Source organism: Alteromonas sp. ALT199, assembly GCF_018619335.1.
Taxonomy (GTDB): domain Bacteria; phylum Pseudomonadota; class Gammaproteobacteria; order Enterobacterales; family Alteromonadaceae; genus Alteromonas.
The window spans coordinates 1-21,270 of the sequence record NZ_JAHHDX010000008.1 but is presented as its reverse complement, the minus strand read 5'-3'; the positions used below and the strand labels follow the sequence as shown (position 1 = coordinate 21,270).

General features: G+C 43.4%; 11 protein-coding genes. 10 read left to right on the top strand and 1 reads right to left on the bottom strand.

Translation table 11 applies throughout. The features are described 5' to 3' along the window. Window positions 1–365: 365 nt before the first annotated feature. From KL866_RS00775 to KL866_RS00745, 7 genes are all read left to right on the top strand, one after another. Entirely contained in the window at window positions 366–533 is a 168-nt protein-coding gene (locus tag KL866_RS00775; RefSeq protein WP_197025457.1) for a hypothetical protein, read from the top strand. Between the two features lie 126 nt (window positions 534–659). After that, the gene (locus KL866_RS00770; protein WP_025255549.1) at window positions 660–1,490 is read left to right on the top strand and encodes a LysR family transcriptional regulator; all 831 of its coding nucleotides are present in this window, start codon (window positions 660–662) and stop codon (window positions 1,488–1,490) included. Window positions 1,491–1,560: 70 nt separating this feature from the next. After that, complete coding sequence (locus KL866_RS00765) at window positions 1,561–1,911, top strand: DUF2750 domain-containing protein (RefSeq protein WP_025255548.1); 351 nt, start codon at window positions 1,561–1,563, stop codon at window positions 1,909–1,911. A gap of 146 nt (window positions 1,912–2,057) precedes the next feature. Further along, window positions 2,058–2,291: a DUF2789 domain-containing protein gene (locus KL866_RS00760; RefSeq protein ID WP_025255547.1), complete on the top strand. Its 234-nt coding sequence runs from the start codon at window positions 2,058–2,060 to the stop codon at window positions 2,289–2,291. A 68-nt stretch (window positions 2,292–2,359) separates the two neighbouring features. Beyond that, on the top strand, window positions 2,360–3,748 hold the full coding sequence (locus tag KL866_RS00755) for a ribonuclease J (protein WP_214992496.1): 1,389 nt from the start codon (window positions 2,360–2,362) through the stop codon (window positions 3,746–3,748). A gap of 260 nt (window positions 3,749–4,008) precedes the next feature. Continuing rightward, on the top strand, window positions 4,009–8,184 hold the full coding sequence (locus tag KL866_RS00750; RefSeq protein ID WP_214992512.1) for an EAL domain-containing protein: 4,176 nt from the start codon (window positions 4,009–4,011) through the stop codon (window positions 8,182–8,184). A gap of 213 nt (window positions 8,185–8,397) precedes the next feature. Continuing rightward, the gene (locus KL866_RS00745) at window positions 8,398–10,077 is read left to right on the top strand and encodes an AMP-binding protein (protein ID WP_025255544.1); all 1,680 of its coding nucleotides are present in this window, start codon (window positions 8,398–8,400) and stop codon (window positions 10,075–10,077) included. 156 nt (window positions 10,078–10,233) lie between these two features. On the opposite strand, the gene KL866_RS00740 is transcribed toward KL866_RS00745, so the two are convergent. Beyond that, the gene (locus tag KL866_RS00740; RefSeq protein WP_025255543.1) at window positions 10,234–10,887 is read right to left on the bottom strand and encodes a dUTP diphosphatase; all 654 of its coding nucleotides are present in this window, start codon (window positions 10,885–10,887) and stop codon (window positions 10,234–10,236) included. 662 nt (window positions 10,888–11,549) lie between these two features. Here KL866_RS00740 and recC point away from each other — a divergent pair. The 3 genes from recC to recD are packed head-to-tail and all read left to right on the top strand — an operon-like array spanning window position 11,550 to window position 21,252. Further along, complete coding sequence (gene recC, locus KL866_RS00735) at window positions 11,550–15,170, top strand: exodeoxyribonuclease V subunit gamma (protein ID WP_214992493.1); 3,621 nt, start codon at window positions 11,550–11,552, stop codon at window positions 15,168–15,170. Beyond that, a complete protein-coding gene (gene recB, locus KL866_RS00730; RefSeq protein WP_214992490.1) occupies window positions 15,167–19,051 on the top strand; it encodes an exodeoxyribonuclease V subunit beta in 3,885 nt (1,294 codons plus the stop codon). The genes recC and recB overlap by 4 nt, the downstream gene beginning before the upstream one ends. A 32-nt stretch (window positions 19,052–19,083) precedes the next feature. Then, complete coding sequence (recD, locus tag KL866_RS00725) at window positions 19,084–21,252, top strand: exodeoxyribonuclease V subunit alpha (protein WP_214992475.1); 2,169 nt, start codon at window positions 19,084–19,086, stop codon at window positions 21,250–21,252. Window positions 21,253–21,270: the final 18 nt, after the last annotated feature.

The window sequence follows — 21,270 nt, the reverse complement described above, 5'->3', positions numbered from 1 at the left end:
TTTTAAAATAATTAAAAACGAAGATAAAACAAAAGATTTTTCTCTTATCAATAAAAATTTTTTAAGGGTTTGCACGGTAACAATTATTTCGAATATTTATTTGGATTACAAACCGTTTTAGAAAAGCTCCCTTGTAGTTTTTTAAGTATCTAAGGTATTGAATTTTAATTAATTTTCCGTCGTTTTTTGTGCAAGGGAACGTTCGGTTTGCTGTAACAAAAACGTAATAAATTTCAGTGTTTTAAGTCCATGAAATTCTAATGAATATACAATTAAAAATTCTTGTCGCTACGATGATTAAAATTCATTTTCTCTTTCGCGGCTTACGATAATAATTAAGGTGTGTTAATTACCAAGAGAAGTCGATGAGTAAAGACTATCGTTACCAGCGTGATGAATGGGACTCGGTAGAAGAGGAAAACATTCACGCTAAAAAGCTAAATTCAAAACGCCACAGTACGGTGAAAGAAAAGCAGAAGCGTGACGTGCTGCGCCGTGACAAACAACGTCGCCTGTACCAAGAAGAGCATTAATTCAGCGAGTTGGTGAAATTTTAATAAAGCGCACCGCTTTAAGCGGTGCGCTTCTGTGCTTTTGTGTTTACTTGCCGTATTATCTGTGTCAATTTAGTTTTACTTCGATTCGGTTGTACTAAAAGCATGGATATACGCTTTCTAACCACCTTTATAGAGGTGGCTAAAACACGTCATTTCGGTAAAGCAGCAGAAAACCTTTACCTCACACAATCTGCCGTTAGTGCTAGAATAAAGCTACTTGAAGAATATTTTCATACTACGCTTTTTATAAGGCAGCGAAACAGTATTCAGCTTACTCAATCTGGCGAAAAACTGTTGCCATACGCCAAGCAGTTATGCGCGACATTAAACGAAGCAAAGCAAGAACTGCAAATTCAGTCATCTGAATACGTAGTATGTGGAGCGACGCAGCTTGCCAGTGAATTGCTGTTGCCGAAAATGCTAAGCCATCTTCACAATTCATTTCCTGATTGGTCGGTAAAGGCTGAGGTGTTAACGCTAGACACCCTGTCTCGCCAGTTACATGAAAGAGTTACAGATCTTACTTTTTCCACAGAGCCGCTTAAATCCGAAGAGGTGAATAGCCATGTTTTAATGGAGCATGAGTTAGCGCTTTATCGTATTGGGGATGTCTCGGATACTATAAATGCTGCTGACTTTGTAGCAATAGATTGGGGGGCCAAAGCTAGAGACTGGCTTCTCACCGCCTATCCTCAACTTCGCGATGCTAAGTTAAGAACAAATTCATTAAATCTTGCTCTAAATAACTTACAAAGAGAAGGGGGAATTGCCGTGCTTCCGATTGTTGTAGAAAGTCAATTACCCGCTAGTATTGAAATGACTAAAATAGAAACCCTAGAACACGTATCGTTTAAAGTATATGTACACAGTATGAAGCAAGTACGACGCGTTGGCCTTGCTGAGATAATAGAGAGCGTATCGACCGCGTGTTAAACGCTACCAATGGTTTTTTTAAACGTGCCGTAATGTACGGTATGTAAATGACAGAATTAAAGAGAGTTTTATGTCCCAATTACATCCTTTATTAGAAAAAAACGCATTTCAACGCTTGGAATCTAGTTTAGCGACGATTAAAGCTGAGCAGAAACTGTTTATCCTTAAAGATGAACATGGTTGTGTAATGTTAACCACAGACGAAGAAGATGGCGTACCGGTCTGGCCAGATGCTGAGCTTGCACTTTTGTGGGCAACCGAAGACTGGGAGCACTGTGAAGCGATGGAGCTAACCACTCAGGAGTTTTTAACTAAATGGGTACCTGGAATGACGCAGGACGAACTCATGGTTATCGTTTGTCCGGTTCCTGCTGAAGAAGGTGAGGTGATTTCACCAGAAGAGTTCGCTGAGCACCTTTGATGTGTGATCTCAAAAGCTGTGTGATCTTATGCCCGGAACTTGGGGTAAAAATTCAGTAACTAGATAGGGGCAGTTGAGTGGTTGCAGTGCGCAGCACTTCGCTCGTTATATCTATGCCTCTTTTTATCATTACCCATGGAGGCGTTATGTTTACCGAACAACCCACAATGAACAGCTTATTCAGCCAATTAGGTCTAGGAAGTTCTGATGAAGAAATTGCTGAGTTTTTTGAGACACATCGAGGACTGAATAAGAGCCAACACCTACATGAAGCGCCTTACTGGAATGAAAGCCAGTCCGCATTTTTAAAAGATTCTATCTTGGAAGATGCGGCATGGGCTGAGGTTATAGACCAGCTAAACGCAGAACTTCACGAATAGCCTCATTTAACATCCAGTATTAGCTTTCGTAGTTTATTTCTAACATTTTAAAAAAGGCAGTAAACGCTTTGTTGTACCCAAGCATTGACGATTTGTGGTTTGTCCCTTTAGGTGGGACAGGCGAAATAGGTATGAACCTAAATTTATACGGACACAATGGTCAATGGTTGATGGTAGATTGCGGTGTGTCATTTGACGAGCCCCTTGTCCCCAGATACAAAACTGGTAGCGAGCGAAGTGCCGGTATTTCATCAACAGGCCCTACGCATAGAGTAGTGGCGCCTGACCCGACTTTTATAGCGAAGCAAAAAGATTCACTAGCCGGCATTGTTATAACCCACGCTCATGAGGACCACGTCGGCGCGATCCCCTATTTGTGGGAGCGATTTCAAAAGCCGATTTACACTACATCATTCACCGCCGAGGTCTTACGGAGAAAGCTTGCCCGTAGCAAACTTGCCAATCGTATTTCTATTGTCGAAGTAGACGCGGGCGACACCAAACAAATAGGGCCATTTAGTGTGAATTGGCTGGCTATTACTCACTCCTTACCCGAGCCTTTTGCACTAAAAATTGAGACACGTGCAGGTACTGTGCTTCACACTGCTGACTGGAAAATTGATGCTAACCCTATTACCGGGGCGCCTTTTGATGCAAACCTTTATAAGCAGCTAGGTAACGAAAACATCCTTGCAATGGTGGGTGATTCTACCAATGCCCCTAAGCCCGGGTTTTCTATCTCAGAGAGAAATTGTTATGACGGCTTGCTTAGTACAATTTCGCCGCTAAAAGGTAGGGTAGTAGTGGGGTGTTTCGCCAGTAACATTGCAAGGCTTATTTCGTTAGCCAAGGTTGCTAAAAAAACGAAGCGATACATGGCGCTTTACGGACGTTCGTTACTAAATATGTATGGCATTGCTAGGCAGCAAGGTATTTGGCCCGATGATTTACCAATAACCGACCCCCAACACCTAGGCTATTTGCCTCCTAAAGAGGTACTAGCCGTAGCAACAGGGAGTCAAGGGGAAAAAAATACCGCACTTGCGCGTTTAGCACGCGACAGTCATCCACATCTAAGCTTGGAAAAGGGCGATACCGTTTTGTTTTCCTCTATCGTTATTCCCGGAAATGAGGAAAGTGTAGGGCGCTTGAGTAAAGCGTTACTGGCAAAAGGAGTTTCTGTAATTCACAGCGAAGATAGCATCTTGCCTATTCATGCTAGCGGCCATCCTTACGAAGAAGAACTGAAGCTTATGTATCACTGGGTTAAACCTAAGATTGCTATTCCAGTTCACGGTGAACACGAGCACCTGCAAGCGCACGCAAATATTGCCAAGGCATGCGGAGTGACGAAGCATTATGTCGGTGAAAATGGCGACTTATACAGGTTAGCACCACAGCCTAGTATTAGGCGACAACTTGTGCCAGTTGGGCGAATTCCTGTTCAACAAGATTAATGTTCTACACTCATTGTAAAAATTGATACGTAAGGAAAGCGCTTTAACCTTACTGACTGTTTAATGGTTAATTATCGCTAAAAGGTCGTATTTTTTGCGTTAGTATAGTTGTATTCACTAAGTTAATTAGTCTTTTAATATCAATGTTATAAGTTTTTTGGACGGGGTCGTAAAAACCTTTCCTCGAATGTGCCCATGTTTCGAACATTCTGTTACACTGATATGTATAAAAATAATCTTAATTATGCGATCCATTTGTGATGAAGCGTTTATTCTACCTTTTTCTTTTGGTTTTTTCTGTCTGTATAGATGCAGCGGCCTCCCCACGGCTATCCAACCCCGTATTTCAATCTCTATCAACAAAAAATGGCCTTCCTCAAGACAACGTAAATGACATTGTAATAAGCGAAGATGGATTTGTATGGATAGCCACAGAAGGCGGCTTAGTGCGGTGGGACGGGGTAAAAACTAAACTTGTAACTGGGCCATCAAATACTTTTGCTGATGCATTTGTCCATCGACTTGCGCTGCAAGGCACAGAGGCACTTTGGTTTAGTGTTTACGGGCGGGGAAACTACTATCTTGATTTAGCCACTCAAACAGTGACTCAAATACAGCCTACTTACTACCGAGATATTGAAGGTATTGTCCAACACGCTGAGACTTTTCACTGGTACACGCCAAATAAATTAGTCATTGCGCTAAACGAAGAAGTGCAGCTATTTGATACCGAAACAAAAGAGTTACACCGCATTGCCAAACTACCCGCAGCACTATTAGACAATAATCATAGTATTCGCGCTGCTATTACTATCGACGACGTTTTGTTGGTTGCAACAACCAAAGGTGCTTACGTTAAAAATCTTCACGATACACAACAGTCTTTAGTCAGCCTAGATTATCTAGGGGATATTCAACAAAATAAAGACAACATAAATGCCAAGTTTTTGCTGTTAGACGACCAAAATAGAGTATGGATTTCTACGGTGCTTGGTGTATTTGTAGCGCAGAAAGACGAGTTTTTATCGCAAGTAAATAGTAAGAAAGAAAGCGTGTTTTCTCAGGTAGTTTCTGACAGAAATGTTTGGACTATGATACAGCATAAAGACAATGCGTTTTGGATGGGAACAAACAAAGGACTGTATCAATTAGTTCAGACTTCCAATGGTTGGCAAAATGAGCATATTTTAGAACCAAATAATGGGTTCACTGAAATTTCTAATAAGAAAATTACGGCAATAGCGAAAGACGAATCAGATAACCTGTGGATGAGTTCTGTCTATGCTGGGGCTCTATACTTTGGCGTAAAAAGCGCTGACATATTTGTAATTCAAAACGAGCGGTCTGCCAGTGAAAGCGCGCTAACGAATCACGTAGTGTGGACTTTTGCTGAAACAAAGCCCAATAAAATATGGATTGGCACTTCAAACGGGCTAAATCATTACGACTTCACCACAGGAAAATCAGAGAAGTTTCTTTTTTCTAGCGACGACAATGCCATATATGGAAAGGGGTCTGTAGATAAGATTATACCTATCCAGAGTGGAGAACTGCTGTTAAGCACTTATGAAGGTATTCGATTATTCGACCCGAAAACAGAAAAAGTGAGTCGGCCTGAAGTATTAAAAGGCGGGGAAGACTCGGTTTTCGATACCTACGCCCCCGGTATGATGTTATCAAATGATGGAGTGTTGTACTTTATTGGCTATGAACGCTTTTTAAAGTATGACATCAATCAAAAAGAAGTTTCTCCACTGAACCTCGACCCACGGGTTTTTGATATCAATTTCTCTATTGGTTTTATTGGGCAGTCTACGTACCACAATAATAGGTTATTCTTTGCAACCGAAGGCGGATTGTGGCTAATTGATCCCGCAACTTCGCAGCATGAACTTGTCTATCGCTTTCCAGAAGCACAGCGAGGAAGCGATCGCTCTATATCATCTTGGGTAATTGACGATATGGGCGTACTTTGGCTTGCTTACAGTGGAGTAGGGTTGGTTGGTATTGATGCCGACACGTTCGAACCACTCTATAACTTAAACGACAGCAATATTTTATTATCAAACGTTGTTTATGGGCTACAAAAGGATGAGTCTGGCAGTATCTGGTTTAGCTCACACAAAGGCCTTCACCGGTACGATCCGTCGACCGGGCAAATAAAAAACTTCATTTACGGTCGCGAGTTAAGTGTATCAGAGTTTAATCAAGGTGCTTCATTCAAGCTTAACGACGGTAGACTTGCTTACGGATCAACAAGCGGTGCAGTTGTATTTGCGGCTTCTCAGCTTGAAAGTTTTGATATGGGCGCAAGCTTGCTGAGCAAACAAACAGCTATAACTGAAGTTTCGGTAGATAATCGCGTGCTCAACCAACCGCTCAAAAATTTGAGTGGACATCACTTTGATTTAGATTATGAAGACTATGGTTTAACCATTAACTTTTCTTCGCTAGCTATGTCTGGGATAGGTAAAGTTAAGTACTATTATAAGCTTCTCAATGGCGACCGAGTTGTTACTGAAGGCATTACGGACGATGCTAAGATAACGTTTACCAATATAGAGCCGGGAGACTATGTATTTTCCGTGGCTCCCACGCCTGGTAGTTTTGATTTCAACGTTTTGCCTGCTGAAATAAGCCTTTATATGCCTTACGCTCCTTTACGTTCTCCTCTGGCCTATTCGGTATATGCTACGTTAGTTGTTGCGCTTTTAGCGGCTTATTTAATCTCGCGGCAGCGTCATATGTTTCGACTGCAAAAGGCAAAGCAACAGGTTACCTTGTTCAGCGATGCGTTTAGACAAACCCGAGACTGGGTATTAATTTTTGATAAAGAAAAACGCTTAGTTGCCGCCAATCCTGCCTTCGAACAAATATTCGGCTTTAATAGCAGAGATCCACTACCCAAACAGCTAGCTCGCCTGTACCTTCGCTACCCTAACCTTAATAGACACTTATCAGGCAAGCTCCCGGAATTGCAAGGCGGGGACTTTTGGAAAGAAGAAGCGAGCATTGATGGTGCGGACGGAAAGCGTTACGACGTGCTCATAGATATCACGGCAGTCAGTGGCGGAAGTAATGACGCTGAGCATTATCTGATTGTAATTTCCGACATTACTGAACAGAAAAATGCAGAGCGTAAATTACTCAAAATTGCGACTTACGACAGTTTAACCGGGTTAGTAAATAGAACTTTGTTGCTTGATAGATTAGAGCATGCAATTGGGCTAGCTCGTCATCATGAACATCGTTTGGCTGTCATGTTTGTAGACTTAGACAGATTTAAAGGCATTAACGATTCTCTTGGTCACGATTATGGTGACAAGTTATTACGCATTGTGGCCAATAGGATGCGTAACCTAGTGGCAGAGTCGGGCACGGTGGCGCGATTAGGTGGCGATGAGTTTGTAATTGTTATAGAAGAGGTTGCTGCTAACGATGATTTAAGCCCATTTGTCGCACAAATTATTGAATCGGTAGAAACTCCAATCTCATTGGCCGAAGAAGTACTTCGCGTTTCGTGCAGTATCGGTGTCGCTTTTTATCCAGAAGATGCCTCTGAACCCGCCGAGCTTATTAAGCAAGCAGATGTTGCCATGTATAGCGCTAAAAAAGATGCACTAAGTGGTTTTACGTATTTTACCAGTGACATGAATGAGCGTGCAAAAACACGTCTACAGCTAGAAAATAAGGTAAAGCGCGCGTATTCAGATGATTGTTTCTTTAACCATTACCAGCCAATCATAGATGCGAGAACCAATACGACTATTGGCGTTGAGCTACTGCTGCGGTGTAAGTTAGACAACGAGCAGTTATTCCCAGATCAATTCATACCTATCTTAGAGGAACTGAAATACATCATCGAAGTAACGCGGCTAGCCATGCGACGATCAGCTGAAGATTTGTCGTCATGGTACGAACAAGGCTTCAATGGATATATGTCGATTAACTTGTCGGCGCTACATTTCAAAACCGAATTCGACTTGAGCGGTGTACTTGGTCTACTGAAAGAATTTAATTTACCAAAAGAGGCATTTAGGTTCGAGATCACCGAAGGTGTGTTAATGGATGATAGCGACAATGCATTGAGACAGATTAATCGCTTTGTAAGCGAAGGGTTTGTTTTAGCCCTAGATGATTTTGGAACCGGTTATTCATCGCTTAGCTATTTAAAACGATACCCGCTGTCGGTGCTGAAAATAGACAAGAGCTTTGTTAACGAAATGGCACCTGGTAATGCAAATGAGGCCCTAGTGACCACTACCATAGCCCTAGCGACTAGTTTGAATATGAGCTGTGTCGCCGAAGGAGTGGAAACAAAGGCACAGGTAGATGAACTAATTGGGAAGTCTTGTTATTTCCATCAAGGGTATTTTTACGCGAAACCTTGCCCAGCCGAAGACATAGTACCTTTGCTATTTAAAAGTTGGACGTAGCATAAATTTGTCTTTTACAACCAGTGCAAGTATAAAAATTAAAAAGCGTCATCTATAAGAAAACTAAATTTTAGTCTTAAATGTTTGTTATTCATCGCAAAGAATGTAAACGCTTGTTTAAAAAGCTTGTTTTTCACTAAAAAATAGGGCTTATTAGAAGTCTGTGAAATCATTGTAAAAATGAGCTACATTATAACAACATATGAGTGACTTATGCCGCTAGACATGACAGCAAACGCAAATACCACGGAAGTAATAACATCGCCATTAAGTATGTTGTACCACTGGGAACAAAACCGTGGCAACGACGTATTTCTTACGCAGCCTATTAACGGAGAATTCCACGACTACACCTGGAAACAGGTTGCCGAGCAAGCCCGAAAGGTAGCAGCACGTTTACGCGAATTCGATTTCCCGCAAGGCAGCCGTATTGGTATCTTTTCTAAGAACTGTGCGGAATGGTTTATCGTTGACTTAGGCATAATGATGGCAGGTCACGTGTCTGTACCTATTTTCTCAACTGCCGGGCCAGATACAGTTCAGTATGTATTAAAACACGCTGACGTACAGCTTTTGTTCGTAGGGAAGCTAGATAACACCGCCGAACAAGTTGCTTCTATTCCTTCAGAATATTTAACAGTTGCTTTCCCATATCCAAACATTGCTACCAAACAGCAATGGAAATCATTTATGGATATTGCGCCCATTACTGATTTACCCGTGCCTGACATGAACGATATGATGACTATCATCTACACGTCTGGTAGTACGGGTCAACCGAAAGGGGTAGTGCACAGTTATAATACCGCTTGTTGGGCGGCGCGCCGCTCGCTTGACCAGTTAGGTATTAATGAGAACGATCGCACTATGAGTTACTTACCTCTTGCACACATTACAGAGCGTGTACTTGTAGAACTTTCGAGCTACTACAGCGGTGGAAAAATTCACTTTGTTGAAGACTTAGCGACTTTTCCGCGCGATGTAGGTCATTGCCAGCCAACATTGTTTATTTCCGTACCTCGTCTGTGGACGAAGTTTCAAATGGGCGTCTTGGCGAAAATGCCGCAGAAGAAGCTTGATACGCTACTGAAAATTCCAATCCTTAACAAAATCGTAGCTAAAAAAATTCGCAATGGCTTAGGTATCAGCAATGCACGTTTGTGGGCGAGCGGTTCAGCCCCACTTGCGCCAGCAGTCATAGAATGGTTTGCCAAAATTGGTATCTACATTTCTGAAGGTTGGGGAATGACCGAGAATAGTGCTTACGGCACAGGGAGCGTACCTTTCCGCCACGACAAAATTGGTTGTATTGGTAAGCCCTACGAAGGCGTCGATGTCCGAACATCGGAAGAAGGCGAAATTCAGGTGAAGTCTCCGTGCAACATGTTGGAATATTATCTAGAGCCCGAGAAAACCGCTGAAGTATTTACTGAAGATGGTTATCTACGTACAGGCGATAAAGGCGTCATTGATGCAGATGGGTACGTTAAAATTACAGGCCGTTTGAAAGATATCTTTAAAACGGCGAAGGGAAAATACGTTGCACCAGCACCTATCGAAGCTAAATTTATGGAAAACCCTGTTGTAGAACAAGTTTGCGTGACCGGAACAAACTTACCACAGCCAGTTGCCCTGTTGGTATTAAGTGAAGAAGCTCAGAAAAAAGACAAAGCGAGTATAGAAGCTAGCCTTAAGAAAACATTCGAGGCTATCAACGCCAATCTGGAAAGTCATCAAGTGATGGACCGCGTTGTAGTCATGAAAAACGAATGGAGTATTGAAAACGACCTACTTACACCTACGCTTAAGGTGAAACGCCACGTGTTAGAAGATCGGTTTGTTGACATTATTCAGGGTAGTTACAGCGATAAACTCGTTTGGGTTGACGCGTAAGTTTCTAAAATCCGTTGTCAGGAATATGTTAAAAAGCTCTGTTATTACAGAGCTTTTTATTATCAAAAAAACGTCAACCTAAACAGACGCTGAAATTTCGGCATTAACTCCGTTGTTTCAACATCGTTCTATGAAATTCAGGATGCCGGACCACGCTTAAGAAGGGTAGCGCGCCTGTAAGCCTTTATAGACTAAGTCGCTAAACTCAGGCCTAGTTAAATCAAGGGCGTCCATCACCTCTACCAAGTGCTCATTGTCTTCACGACCTTCCCACACTTTAACGTATGTTCCTTCTTTGTATCCGTTGTCTTGACGGAAGAAATTAAGAACGTTTTTGCCTACGTACTGACGATAAAGCTCGTCAGCAGACATTTCGCATTGGCTTACAATGAACATAAATAGTGGAACGCTAAAACGTTTTGCGGCACAAAGGCCTGTCATCAACTCTAAGTTATCAAGAAGCGATTGACTTGATGCGTCATAGTCTTTGCCATCGAAGGTAACTAGGGTGTTGCCACTTGCCAATTCAGAAGCAATACTCTTCGCAGAGTCAGAGATATCACCCTTATATTCGATAATGCAGGCGCTTAGCGCAAAATGCCAAATATCCACTAACTCCATTTGAAGTTGTGGTAAGTCTTTTTGCTGTGCTTTCCACCACTTCCAACCGTGATGTTCAATAGCTTCAACCGACTCAACCATAGCTGCACGTAAGTATCCATAACCTGCGTTTAGCCAGTCTGGATTTACCTTTGCGTTCATTTTATCTTGAAGAGAAAGCATGGTGGCGAGTTGTTGGGCGGTTAACATTGTTGCTCCTGACCGTAAAATTGTATTGCGTTTTTAAAGGCCAAATTGTACTTGAATGATGCTTAAGGAGAAACTGCTAAATTTTAACCCGTATTAGCAAATGGCTATGTTTACTATGTGCTTGCTTGTGGTGCACTTGCACCAACGTAAAACTATGACTTATTGGTCATGTTTTTTTAATTCCTTTAAGGTATTGATTTTTATGGGTTTAAAAGTTGGCACTCAACCTGCAAAACATAAAGTGTTAACAGTGCTGCCTAGTAGCGCTAACGTGAATGAGTGCCAGGCAACACTTATTCACGTTGTTACTGAGTAGACCGTAAACCTTACCCATACAGATTTTTCGTGTCCTGAGGTCTGTGTGGGTTTTTTTTCGCCTGAAAAAAGTTATCATTATTATTCTTTTCGATTCCCCCTTTTATTAAATTCAATACTCTAATGTAGGTCGTGTTCATCACATAGCTTCAATCATTTTCCCAAGTGTTACTATTTCTACGTGAGTTCCGTTTATTTTCTTGCTTAAGTAAGACATTTGCTTATCTAATTTTAGAGAAATAACTTAACTACTTGGCCCAATGCGATACACTTAAACTATAAGTTCGACGATGCGTGCATAGTCTTTGTACAGTATTTAAAAGCACGTTCTACAAAGGATTTTTCGATTGCTTGCGCTATATCCCTCTAATAAATTAGAACATTTGAGTTTTCTTCTCACCACGCTTTTGAGCCAGCAACCCTTAGGTGTATTTACACCTGAAACTATCTTGGTTGAAAGCCCTGGTATGCAGCATTGGGTAAGTATGCAATTGGCGTCTGAGCGTGGCGTGGCAATGAATATAGACTATCCGTTACCAGTACGCTTTATGTGGAACACGGCACGTGCGGTATTGGGCCAGGACAAAGTACCTAAGCAGTCACCTTATCGCCGTGAAGTGCTTACATGGCGCATCGATAATATTCTTCAAGATAGCTCATTGATGAGTGGCGAAGCTTTCGAGCACGTTAATCGGTATTGGCAAAATGCTGGCAGTGAACAAGAGCAGGGGCTTCAGCGCCTTCAACTTGCCACTGCGCTGGCTGACGTGTACGAGCAGTACTTGCTGTACCGTCCTGACTGGTTATTTAAATGGGAAGCGAATGAGCGCGCCGTATTCGATGACATGGAAGTGTGGCAAAGTGAAATCTGGCGCATCCTTGTAAAAGATCAGCCTTTACATCCTGCGCGTTTGCATCAAATGACGCTTGAAGCATTAAATGCTGGCCATTTACCCAATAAGCCTACAAGTAATTTACCCAAGCGCGTGATCGTTTTTGCTATTAATACTATGGCGCCGCAACTGATAGCTTTCTTTGATGCCTTGGCTCAGCACATTGATATTCATATATTTCATTTAAACCCTAGCATTAATTATTGGGGTGAAGCGAAAAGCAGTAGCGAACAAGCAAAGATACTGCGTTTAGAGGGGCTTAAAAAATGGATGGAAGAAGACCAATCTAACCCGTTACTGGGTAATTTAGGTAAGCAAGGCAGAGAGTTGTTCAACTTATTTACTGAACTCGATACCTTTGAGATAAGCGCTTTTGATTCTCCAGATTTTAATGAGGTAATGGAAAGCGAAGACGTTATGCCTAGTCATGGTTTACTTGATTATATTCACAAAGATATTCTGGTTGCCGCTCAACCTGCACCACTTGTTAGTGAACTAAGAGAGTATGACGATAGCGTAACCATTATGTGTACACACTCCGCGCTTCGCGAAGTTCAGGTGTTGCACGATCACTTATTACATTGGTTATCTCAAGATAAAACGCGCACACCTTCCGACATTCTAGTGATGTGTCCGGCTATTGAAAACTATGCCCCGTTTGTGGATGCCGTATTTCACCGAGTAGGCACTAAATCCTTAGCCGGCACTGGCCAAGTCAGGCTTCCTTGTACCATAGCTGATAGAAGCCCGATGGACGCTGAACCGTTGATTGCGGCGTTTATGCAACTTTTACAGTTGCCCGATAGTCGTTTTGGCGTGTCGGATATCATGGATTATTTGCAGTTAGATTCTGTTCAAAAGCGGTTTTCAGTATCACAAGATGACATAGAGCAAATGGTGGTATGGTTAAAACAAGCACATATCCATTGGGGGCTAAATAGCGCGCACAAAACTGCAGTTTCAGAAGGTGTTAACCTAGATGAAATTTACAGCTGGTGGTGGGGAATTCGCCGTTTGCTAATGGGTATGCTCGCACCAGATAGTGAAATGATTGTTAGTGACTTACTCACGATCCCCGACGTAGAAGGCCAAAGTGCGCTTACCTTAGGTAAGCTTATTGATATTGTGGCGCTACTTGGAGAGTTTGCCCAGGCATTAACAGCCCCGAGGACGCCTGCGCAGTGGTCTAAAGCAATTATTGCACTTCGCGATGCGTGTTTTATGCCGACAAAAGAGCAGCAGCAAAGTTGGGATCTTATTGCTAAAGTTGCAGCAGATCTTGCCGCTCGATGCGAAGAGGCCGGTTATGAACACGAACTCACCCTTCGTCAGGTGCGCGACCTTTTACTCAATCGATTTTCGTCGCCAGATGCCGGAAACCACTTTATGACCGGTCAGGTTACAGTGTGTTCTATGCTGCCAATGCGAAGCATACCGTTTAAGAAAGTGTGTATTTTGGGGTTAAACGACAGTGAATTCCCCAGAAAATCAAGCCCTCTAGGTCTCGATTTAATGGCAGGCTCTAACCGTAGAGTCGGCGACCGTTCAAGGCGATTAGAAGACAGGTATCTTTTTCTTGAAGCCATTATCTCAACTCGCGAGAGTTTATATTTAAGTTACCAAGGCAACGACGTTGCGAATAACAGCGAACGCCAACCCAGTCTGGTATTAGCTGAGTTCATAGATATGTTAAAAAACAGCTACGAACTAGATTTATCAAAATACAGCATTAATGCGCCGCTACATCCTTTCAGCGAAGCGGGGTTTTCGGGGAAAATACCAGGTTATGAAACAGGGTGGCTACGGCTTGCTGATGCGCTACAACAAACGAAACTACATACCGAAAAGGCAGATGGTGGTTTCGTTGATGAAGGCAATACAGCAGTGCTAGAGCCTTCAGATAAGCTTTCATCTCAGACGCTTCGTTTATCTAGTAGCCAAATTGCGCGCGCTTTTAAAGATCCACTGGAGCATTTTTCTATCCAACGGCTCGGCGTGAACTTGTCTCAATCGTTTACGCTACTTGAAAACAGCGAACCGTTTGAGACCAATGCGCTACTGCGTTATCAGGTGCTCGACGCTATATTTTCTTCGCCGGAACGCAAGTTGTCAGAAGAACACGACTCAACCAGTCTTTCATATAGTGAACAAGTGATCACTTATGCTTCGCTTAGGGGCGATATTCCTAATAATCCTGTAGCCAGAGATGAAGTCGAGATGTGGAAAGAAGGGGCACTAGCGCTAAGTCAGGCCATGGGGCCTCATGACGCTGAGCCTAAAAAAGCGCACTTTCAAGGTAAATATATTACGTTTACGACAGCCGCTCTATTAGGCAGTGACGCGTTAGTCGAGCTTTGTGCAGGCAAGGTTGACGCACACCGCGCGTTAAGTTTTTTCATCTCCCAGTTGATATTTTCAAGCAGCGATGAAGCAACAAGCTACAGCGACTATCCGCTAGATATATATTCGTGCTCGTGGGAGAAGGGCGAAACGGTGTTGAAGAAACAGCGCTTCCCAGCATATGACCAAAAAACTGCAGTGCATTTACTTTTGTTTATAGAGCAGCTCTACATGGCGGTTTATACGGTGCCAACTCCAGTGCATTTAAGTTTGTTCGGTACTTTTATGCCCGGAAGTAGAAATTCAGACACTAAGTCTGTAGTGGAAAGTGTAAAACCTGAGATGCTCAACGATATCTTGCATGCGTTACTAGATAGTGCAGATATTACAAGTGAAACCGATAGGGCGATACTTGACCAAGTTCAACATGCAATTGATGAGGTGTGTTCGTTCGCGAGTAAAGACAATGACACTGCCAGCGAAACGGCAAGTGAAAAACACGAAAAAGCGAAACAAATCGTCGACCAATCCGCCGCACTCTTTAACACAGTTGAACTACAGCGAGCGTTAACCGACTGGCAGCAAAGTAGCGGGCAATACAGCGCCGATATGGCAAACAACCCTTATCTTAACTGGCTGTTTCCTCAAGGCGTGAGTTGGAACGATGTGCCGCATTTGAGTGCTTTTGTACTGCTTGCCATGGTTAACAATGCGTCTCAGGAGGAAAAGCTATGAGTTACAATTCTATATCCTCTGACAACCCTATGAACGAGCAAACTCAACTGCAAACCGACAAACACAGCGGTTCTGAAGCGCAGTTACTCGATGTAGTCGCTATGCCGTTAAAAGGGCGCCATCTTATTGAAGCGAGTGCGGGTACTGGTAAAACTTTTAACATTACGCGTTTGTACTTGCGCTTGTTGCTTGAAAAAAAGCTCAACGTTAAAGAAATATTGGTGATGACCTTCACCAAAGCCGCGACCGAAGAAATAAAAGGGCGTATTGCGGCAACGCTAAGAGAAGCACTACTTTTTTGGCAGCATGCCAAAGACAACGGCAATGAAATAGATAGTAGCTGTGACCCGGTTTATCAGCACTTATTTAATAGTTGTGATACTGACGAGAGTTTGGCTCTTTTAAAGGCGGCACAGTTAGAACTAGATGAAGCCTCGGTGTTTACCATCCACGGTTTTTGTCAGCATGTTATCACTCAACTGGCCTTTAACAGCGGCTTTGCCATGTCGCTTAATTTAGGGAATGACACCAGCGACTTATACCTTGAAGCTGCCGAAGATTTTATTCGGAAAATAGGTAAAAGCGAGGACGACTTCAGGCTATTGGCAGAGTCGGGGTGGCATATTCCTGAAAAATTGCTGCGTGAATTCAACGCCAGCATTAAAAGTACTCTGACCCCATTAGTTCTTAGTGAAGATGACATTGAAGCTGCATTTAAAAAGCAGCTAGACGAAGCACCGCAAACGTCTTTAGCCTACGTAAAATCATTATTGCAAAGTGTGGAAGACAATGAGGCGCTATTAGTAGAACAGCTCATCAAAACACCGGCACATAAAAAAGAACGGCCGCTGGAGTTAGCGGCGCTTAAATCTTGGCTGCGTTCGTGTGTAGATGAGCAAAATTATTATCTACCACCGCCAGAAGCAGAGGCATTCGTTAAAGGGAATAGGTATGCTAGGAACTCTTCGGGTGTAAAAGAGATTTTAACGCCTATCAAGGAATTTGCTGGAGCACTTAAAAAAGCATTTGGTGAAAAAGATAAAGCGCTGAGTAAAGTACCTGTCTTCAATCTAGTTATCGAAGCCATAGAATTTATTAAAGAGCGCGTGGAGAAGCAGAAAAAGCATCTTGGCGTTATTGATTTTGACGACCTTATTCGCATGTTAGCCGAAGAGGTAGTAAAGCCAAATAATACCCTTGTGCCTGAGCTTCGTAAAAAGTTTCCAGTCGCGCTAATCGATGAGTTTCAGGATACCGATGCTAAGCAGTACGCTATTTTAGACGCGGTTTACCCTAACTTAGCTCAAGCTAACGAAAATGCGCTGCTGATGATAGGCGACCCGAAGCAGGCTATTTATCGCTTTCGGGGGGGCGACATCTTCACCTACTTGAAAGCGGGTAGGCAGGCAGATTACCGCTGGGTGATGAATACTAACTGGCGCTCAGTTGAAGGTATGGTTAGAGCCTACAACCGATTGTTTTACGGAGCGCCAGTGGTATCAGGTAAACCAACTGATGTGTTTGGCTTTGATATCAAATACAACCCTGTTGAATTTACGCCTAAAGCTGCTGCGGCTAAAACACCACTGGTGGACCCAGCCAAGCAGCGCAGCGCAATGAACTACGTTAGCATGTGTTTAGAAGAGAAAGAAAACACCAATATTATGCGACGAAAAATGGCCCAGTGGATTGCGCAAGAGATTTATCGCTTGTTAAATGAGGCTCATTTTGAAACGGCTGTCGGTAATATTTCTGTGAAACCCCAGGATATTGCTATCTTGGTAAAAGACAGAACCGAAGCCGGCACGGTCAAAAATGTATTACAGAAAAAAGGGTTAGCTTGCGTTTATTTAAGCGATCGCAGTAACTTATTTGCGAGTGCCGAAGCGAAAGATGTACTTAGGCTGCTTAACGGTATTTGGCATGCAAATGATACCAGTAAAGTGGCGTCCAGTCTGGCATCACCGCTTTGGGGTTATAGCGCACAGACACTTATCGAACTGCTGTATCATGAAGACGATACTCAGTGGGATGCCGCTATCGACAAAGTATTGTCATTGCGCGATATGTGGCTACAAAAAGGCTGTATGAGCGTGCTGCTGCACTTAATGCAAGACAGCTATCAACCTCATTCCGACAGCGTAGAGCGGGCACTAACAAACTATCAGCATCTAGCTGAAGTGCTGGAAAAAGCCAGCACCACTCATCAGCGTCCTGAGCAACTTCTTGATTGGTTGAATAAACAAATTCACAAACCAGAGAGCGACGAAGAACTCACTCTACGCCTTGAAAGTGATAGTCAGCTTATTCGTTTAATTACGCAGCACGGTTCAAAGGGACTTGAGTATCCTATCGTATTTGTACCTTATGCCACAGGCTATAAAGACGCTTCTAAAAATGGTAAAGCAACGTCTCAAATATTTACCTACTACGACGAGCAAAAACAAGACTTACAGATGCAGCTTGGGCAGACTTCACAGGCTATTGCACGTGTTCAACGTGAGAGCGAAGCGGAAGACATGCGTCTTACCTATGTTGCAGTGACCCGGGCTGCGCACCGCTGCTATATGGGTGTTGTACTGCTAACTAACAATGAAAGAAGTGCGTTAGCAAGGGCCCTTGGCGTAGGTGGCGATGGCAGCAACAACGATTGGTCGAGTGTGTTAAGTCGCGTTGCTGAAGAAGATGCGTCCCATGCCAGCCATATCAACGGCGATGAGTTTGAGGAAGTCTATTCTGGTTTTGAGCAAGAAGAGGTTTTACCACAGCTTACTGCGTTGCAATTTACCGGTACGGCAAGCGAAGAGTGGCGGCTTTATTCATTCTCAGCTATGAGCCGGTTAACGACGGTTAGTGCGAGCCAAAGCGTAGAATCAGGCACAGTAGCCGAGCCCTTAGGTCAGTCGCTCCCTAGTGTGCCCGTACTTCAAACTATTCGAGATGAAGAAGTATATGCAAGCGACACGCTGGTTGACGAGTTGGGACCAATAGATGCAGATGCCCACTCGCTTCAAGATATAGCGAGTACGGTGAGTAAAAGTGATCTTCGTTTTACTCTTGAGAAAGGTGCGAGTGCAGGTAATCTACTTCACGATATCCTTGAGCACAGTGACTTTAGTGCGCCTGAATGGGAAGAAGTCGGAGCAGAACTCGTTAACCGTTTTGGGTTAGACGAAAAGCGTACGCCGCTACTTTATGAGTGGCTGGAAGAAGCTCTGCAAACGCCGCTGTATCCCAATATGAAGTTAAGCATGAGCGATTTGCCGTTAGCGCAAACCCTACGTGAAGCAGAGTTCTACTTTCCAATGAACGATACACAATGGACTCAGCTTCGTGAAGTACTGGCTACCCATCGACAAAACGTGTCAGATCTTATTGGTGGCGAGGTCGAAACAGCGCCTCAATTAATCACAGCAAAATTACAGGGAATGATGCACGGATTTATTGACTTAATTTTTGAACATGACGGGCAGTTTTTCGTTACAGACTACAAATCAACCTGGCTTGGCGATACGCTCGATAGCTATACGCCAACTGCGCTGTTTCACAACAACCAGCATCACCTTTATGACCTTCAGTACTTAATTTATTGCTTGGCGCTACACCGCTATTTGAAAAATACGCTGCCAAATTACGACCCAGAAATTCACTTTGGTGGGGTGTACTACTTGTATTTACGCGGCATGCACCCTGAAAACGAGAGCGGAGAAGGTGTGTTTTATACAGATATTCCATTGTCTGTACTCAACCAATTAGACGGGATATTTGCGAGCAAAAACGGTGCCCGACAAGATAGTGGTTCGAAGAATACCAGTAATGCTCAGCAGAATTTGGGTCAACAATCTTCGGGTCAGCAGCAGTTTAGTTTCGATGACGAGTAGTAAACGCCAAAAAAGTGAAGCAAAGGGAAACAATGGATAACAATCAACATTCTGTATCGTCATTTTTTGATAACTTATTTGGCATCGAGGCTATCGACAAGTTTGTCGCAAAAGAATTCGGCTTTATTGATGAACTTTCACAAGAAGAACAGTCTATTTGGGCTGGGCTATTGGCGTACCTGTCCTACATGCAGCGCAATGGTCATAGCTGTGTCTATCTTAAAGAAATAGCAGGTACCACGCTTTTTAAAGAAGTATTAGCGGAACAAGAGGCGCCCTCGGCTGCTGAAATGCGAAATCAAGACGATAGCTCGTCGGTTGACGTCCCTAAGGCGCTTGTAGAACAAATAGAACAGGAAAAAGCACCTAAAACAGGTATTGACCTGCCACAACTTACGCCTCTACTCAAAATTGTGAAAGGTGCCTTGGTTAACAAGCAAGTAGCTCAGTTATTCGTTTACGACAACGGTAAGCTTTACAGCCGTCGCTATTATGAGTTTGAACAAGAGGTGGCTCGAAACATTGTGAAGCGAACGGCATTTACGCCGTTAACAGATGAAGCTAGCGAAAAAGTAAAGCAACTTTGGCCCGCTATATTTCCTACTCAAGCGACAGATCAACAAGATTGGCAGCAAATTGCGGTAGCGAAGAGTTTGATGCAGCGCTTCTGTGTCATAAACGGTGGCCCTGGCACAGGTAAAACCTATACCGTACTGCGTTTATTGTTAGCGCTACAAGCATGTGATGAAAATTTGAAAATTGTGCTAGCGGCCCCAACAGGTAAGGCGCAACAGCGTATGACCGAATCTATCATAAACAGCATTGACGGGCTTCGCGGCAAGGTTAACGATACAGCACTGGATAATGTGCCTACAGATGCCGTTACGCTGCATAGGTTACTAGGGCTTCGCGAACACAATGTGTCGACTAAGTACAATCAGCATAATCAGTTGGCTGCAGACGTACTTATTGTTGATGAGGCTAGTATGGTCGACTTAGCGTTAATGACACGCATTGTACGTGCGTTGCCAAGTCATGCTCGACTATATTTTATCGGTGATGCCGAACAACTTCCTGCCGTCGAGCTAGGTAACGTACTAGAGCAGCTTGTCAGTGAGACTACAAGCTCTGTCGCAGAAGAGAATGCAATGTCTAGTCGTGAAAATAGCTCACACAGTCATAACGACCCACTTTCATTGGGAGCCGCATCATCGTTAATGCGTCAGCATATCGCCGCACTGTGCCCACATCTTCCTATGCTACCTGTTAATGAAAGAGCAAAAAGCTACGTGGCAACGCTGCAGGCACCGCAGCGTTTTAAAGGACAAGTTGCAAAAGTTGCAACGGCCATACAGCAAGGTGATACGCCTGGCGCACTTGCCGCCATCGCCGAAAAGGGCAATGAAAGTAGCAAAACCGCGAGCCTGGCTTCAAATAATATGTCACGCCTACAATCTGGCGTTCATTTATTGCCAGAATACCAAGTTAGCGGCAGTGATTTACATCAATTAGCCAAAGAAAGCTTTTTACCTATTTTTGATGCCAACAGTGCTGAAGAAGCACTTAATCGCCTAAATTTTGTAAGGTGGCTTACACCTATTCGCAGAGGTGCAATGGGGGTTGAAGGACTAAATAGCTTGGTATTCGACGCCATTAAGCACAAGATTAAAAGGCGGGAAGGGCACTTCTATCAAGGCCAACCCATAATGATTGTAAAGAATCATCATCCACAAAGACTGTCTAATGGTGAAGTCGGCGTAATCTGGCCTGATAGCAATGGAAAACTATATGCTTGGTTCTATCAAGACTCCCAAGGAACAGAGGTAAAAGAGGGATTGAATGCGGACAAGAGCGCCGATGGGGATCTAAACCAAAAGCAAGGACTACGCAGCATATCGCTATCAAGAGTGCCGCAATTTGAAACTGTGTATGCTATGACCATTCATAAATCTCAGGGCTCTGAATTCAACCACGTTGTGCTTATATTGCCGAGACCTGATAGAGAGAAAGCCGCAAACCTATTTCATCGAGGCCTAGTCTATACCGGCTTAACCCGCGCTAAAAATGGTTGTTTGATTATTTCTGACGACACAACATTTAGCCACATGGTTCAACGAGTAGATAAGCGCTATTCAGGACTGTCAGAAGCAATCAGCCAATACCTAGAGGGTAAGACTGGCGATGCCATAGAAACAGAATAAAAAAATGTACTCTGACCC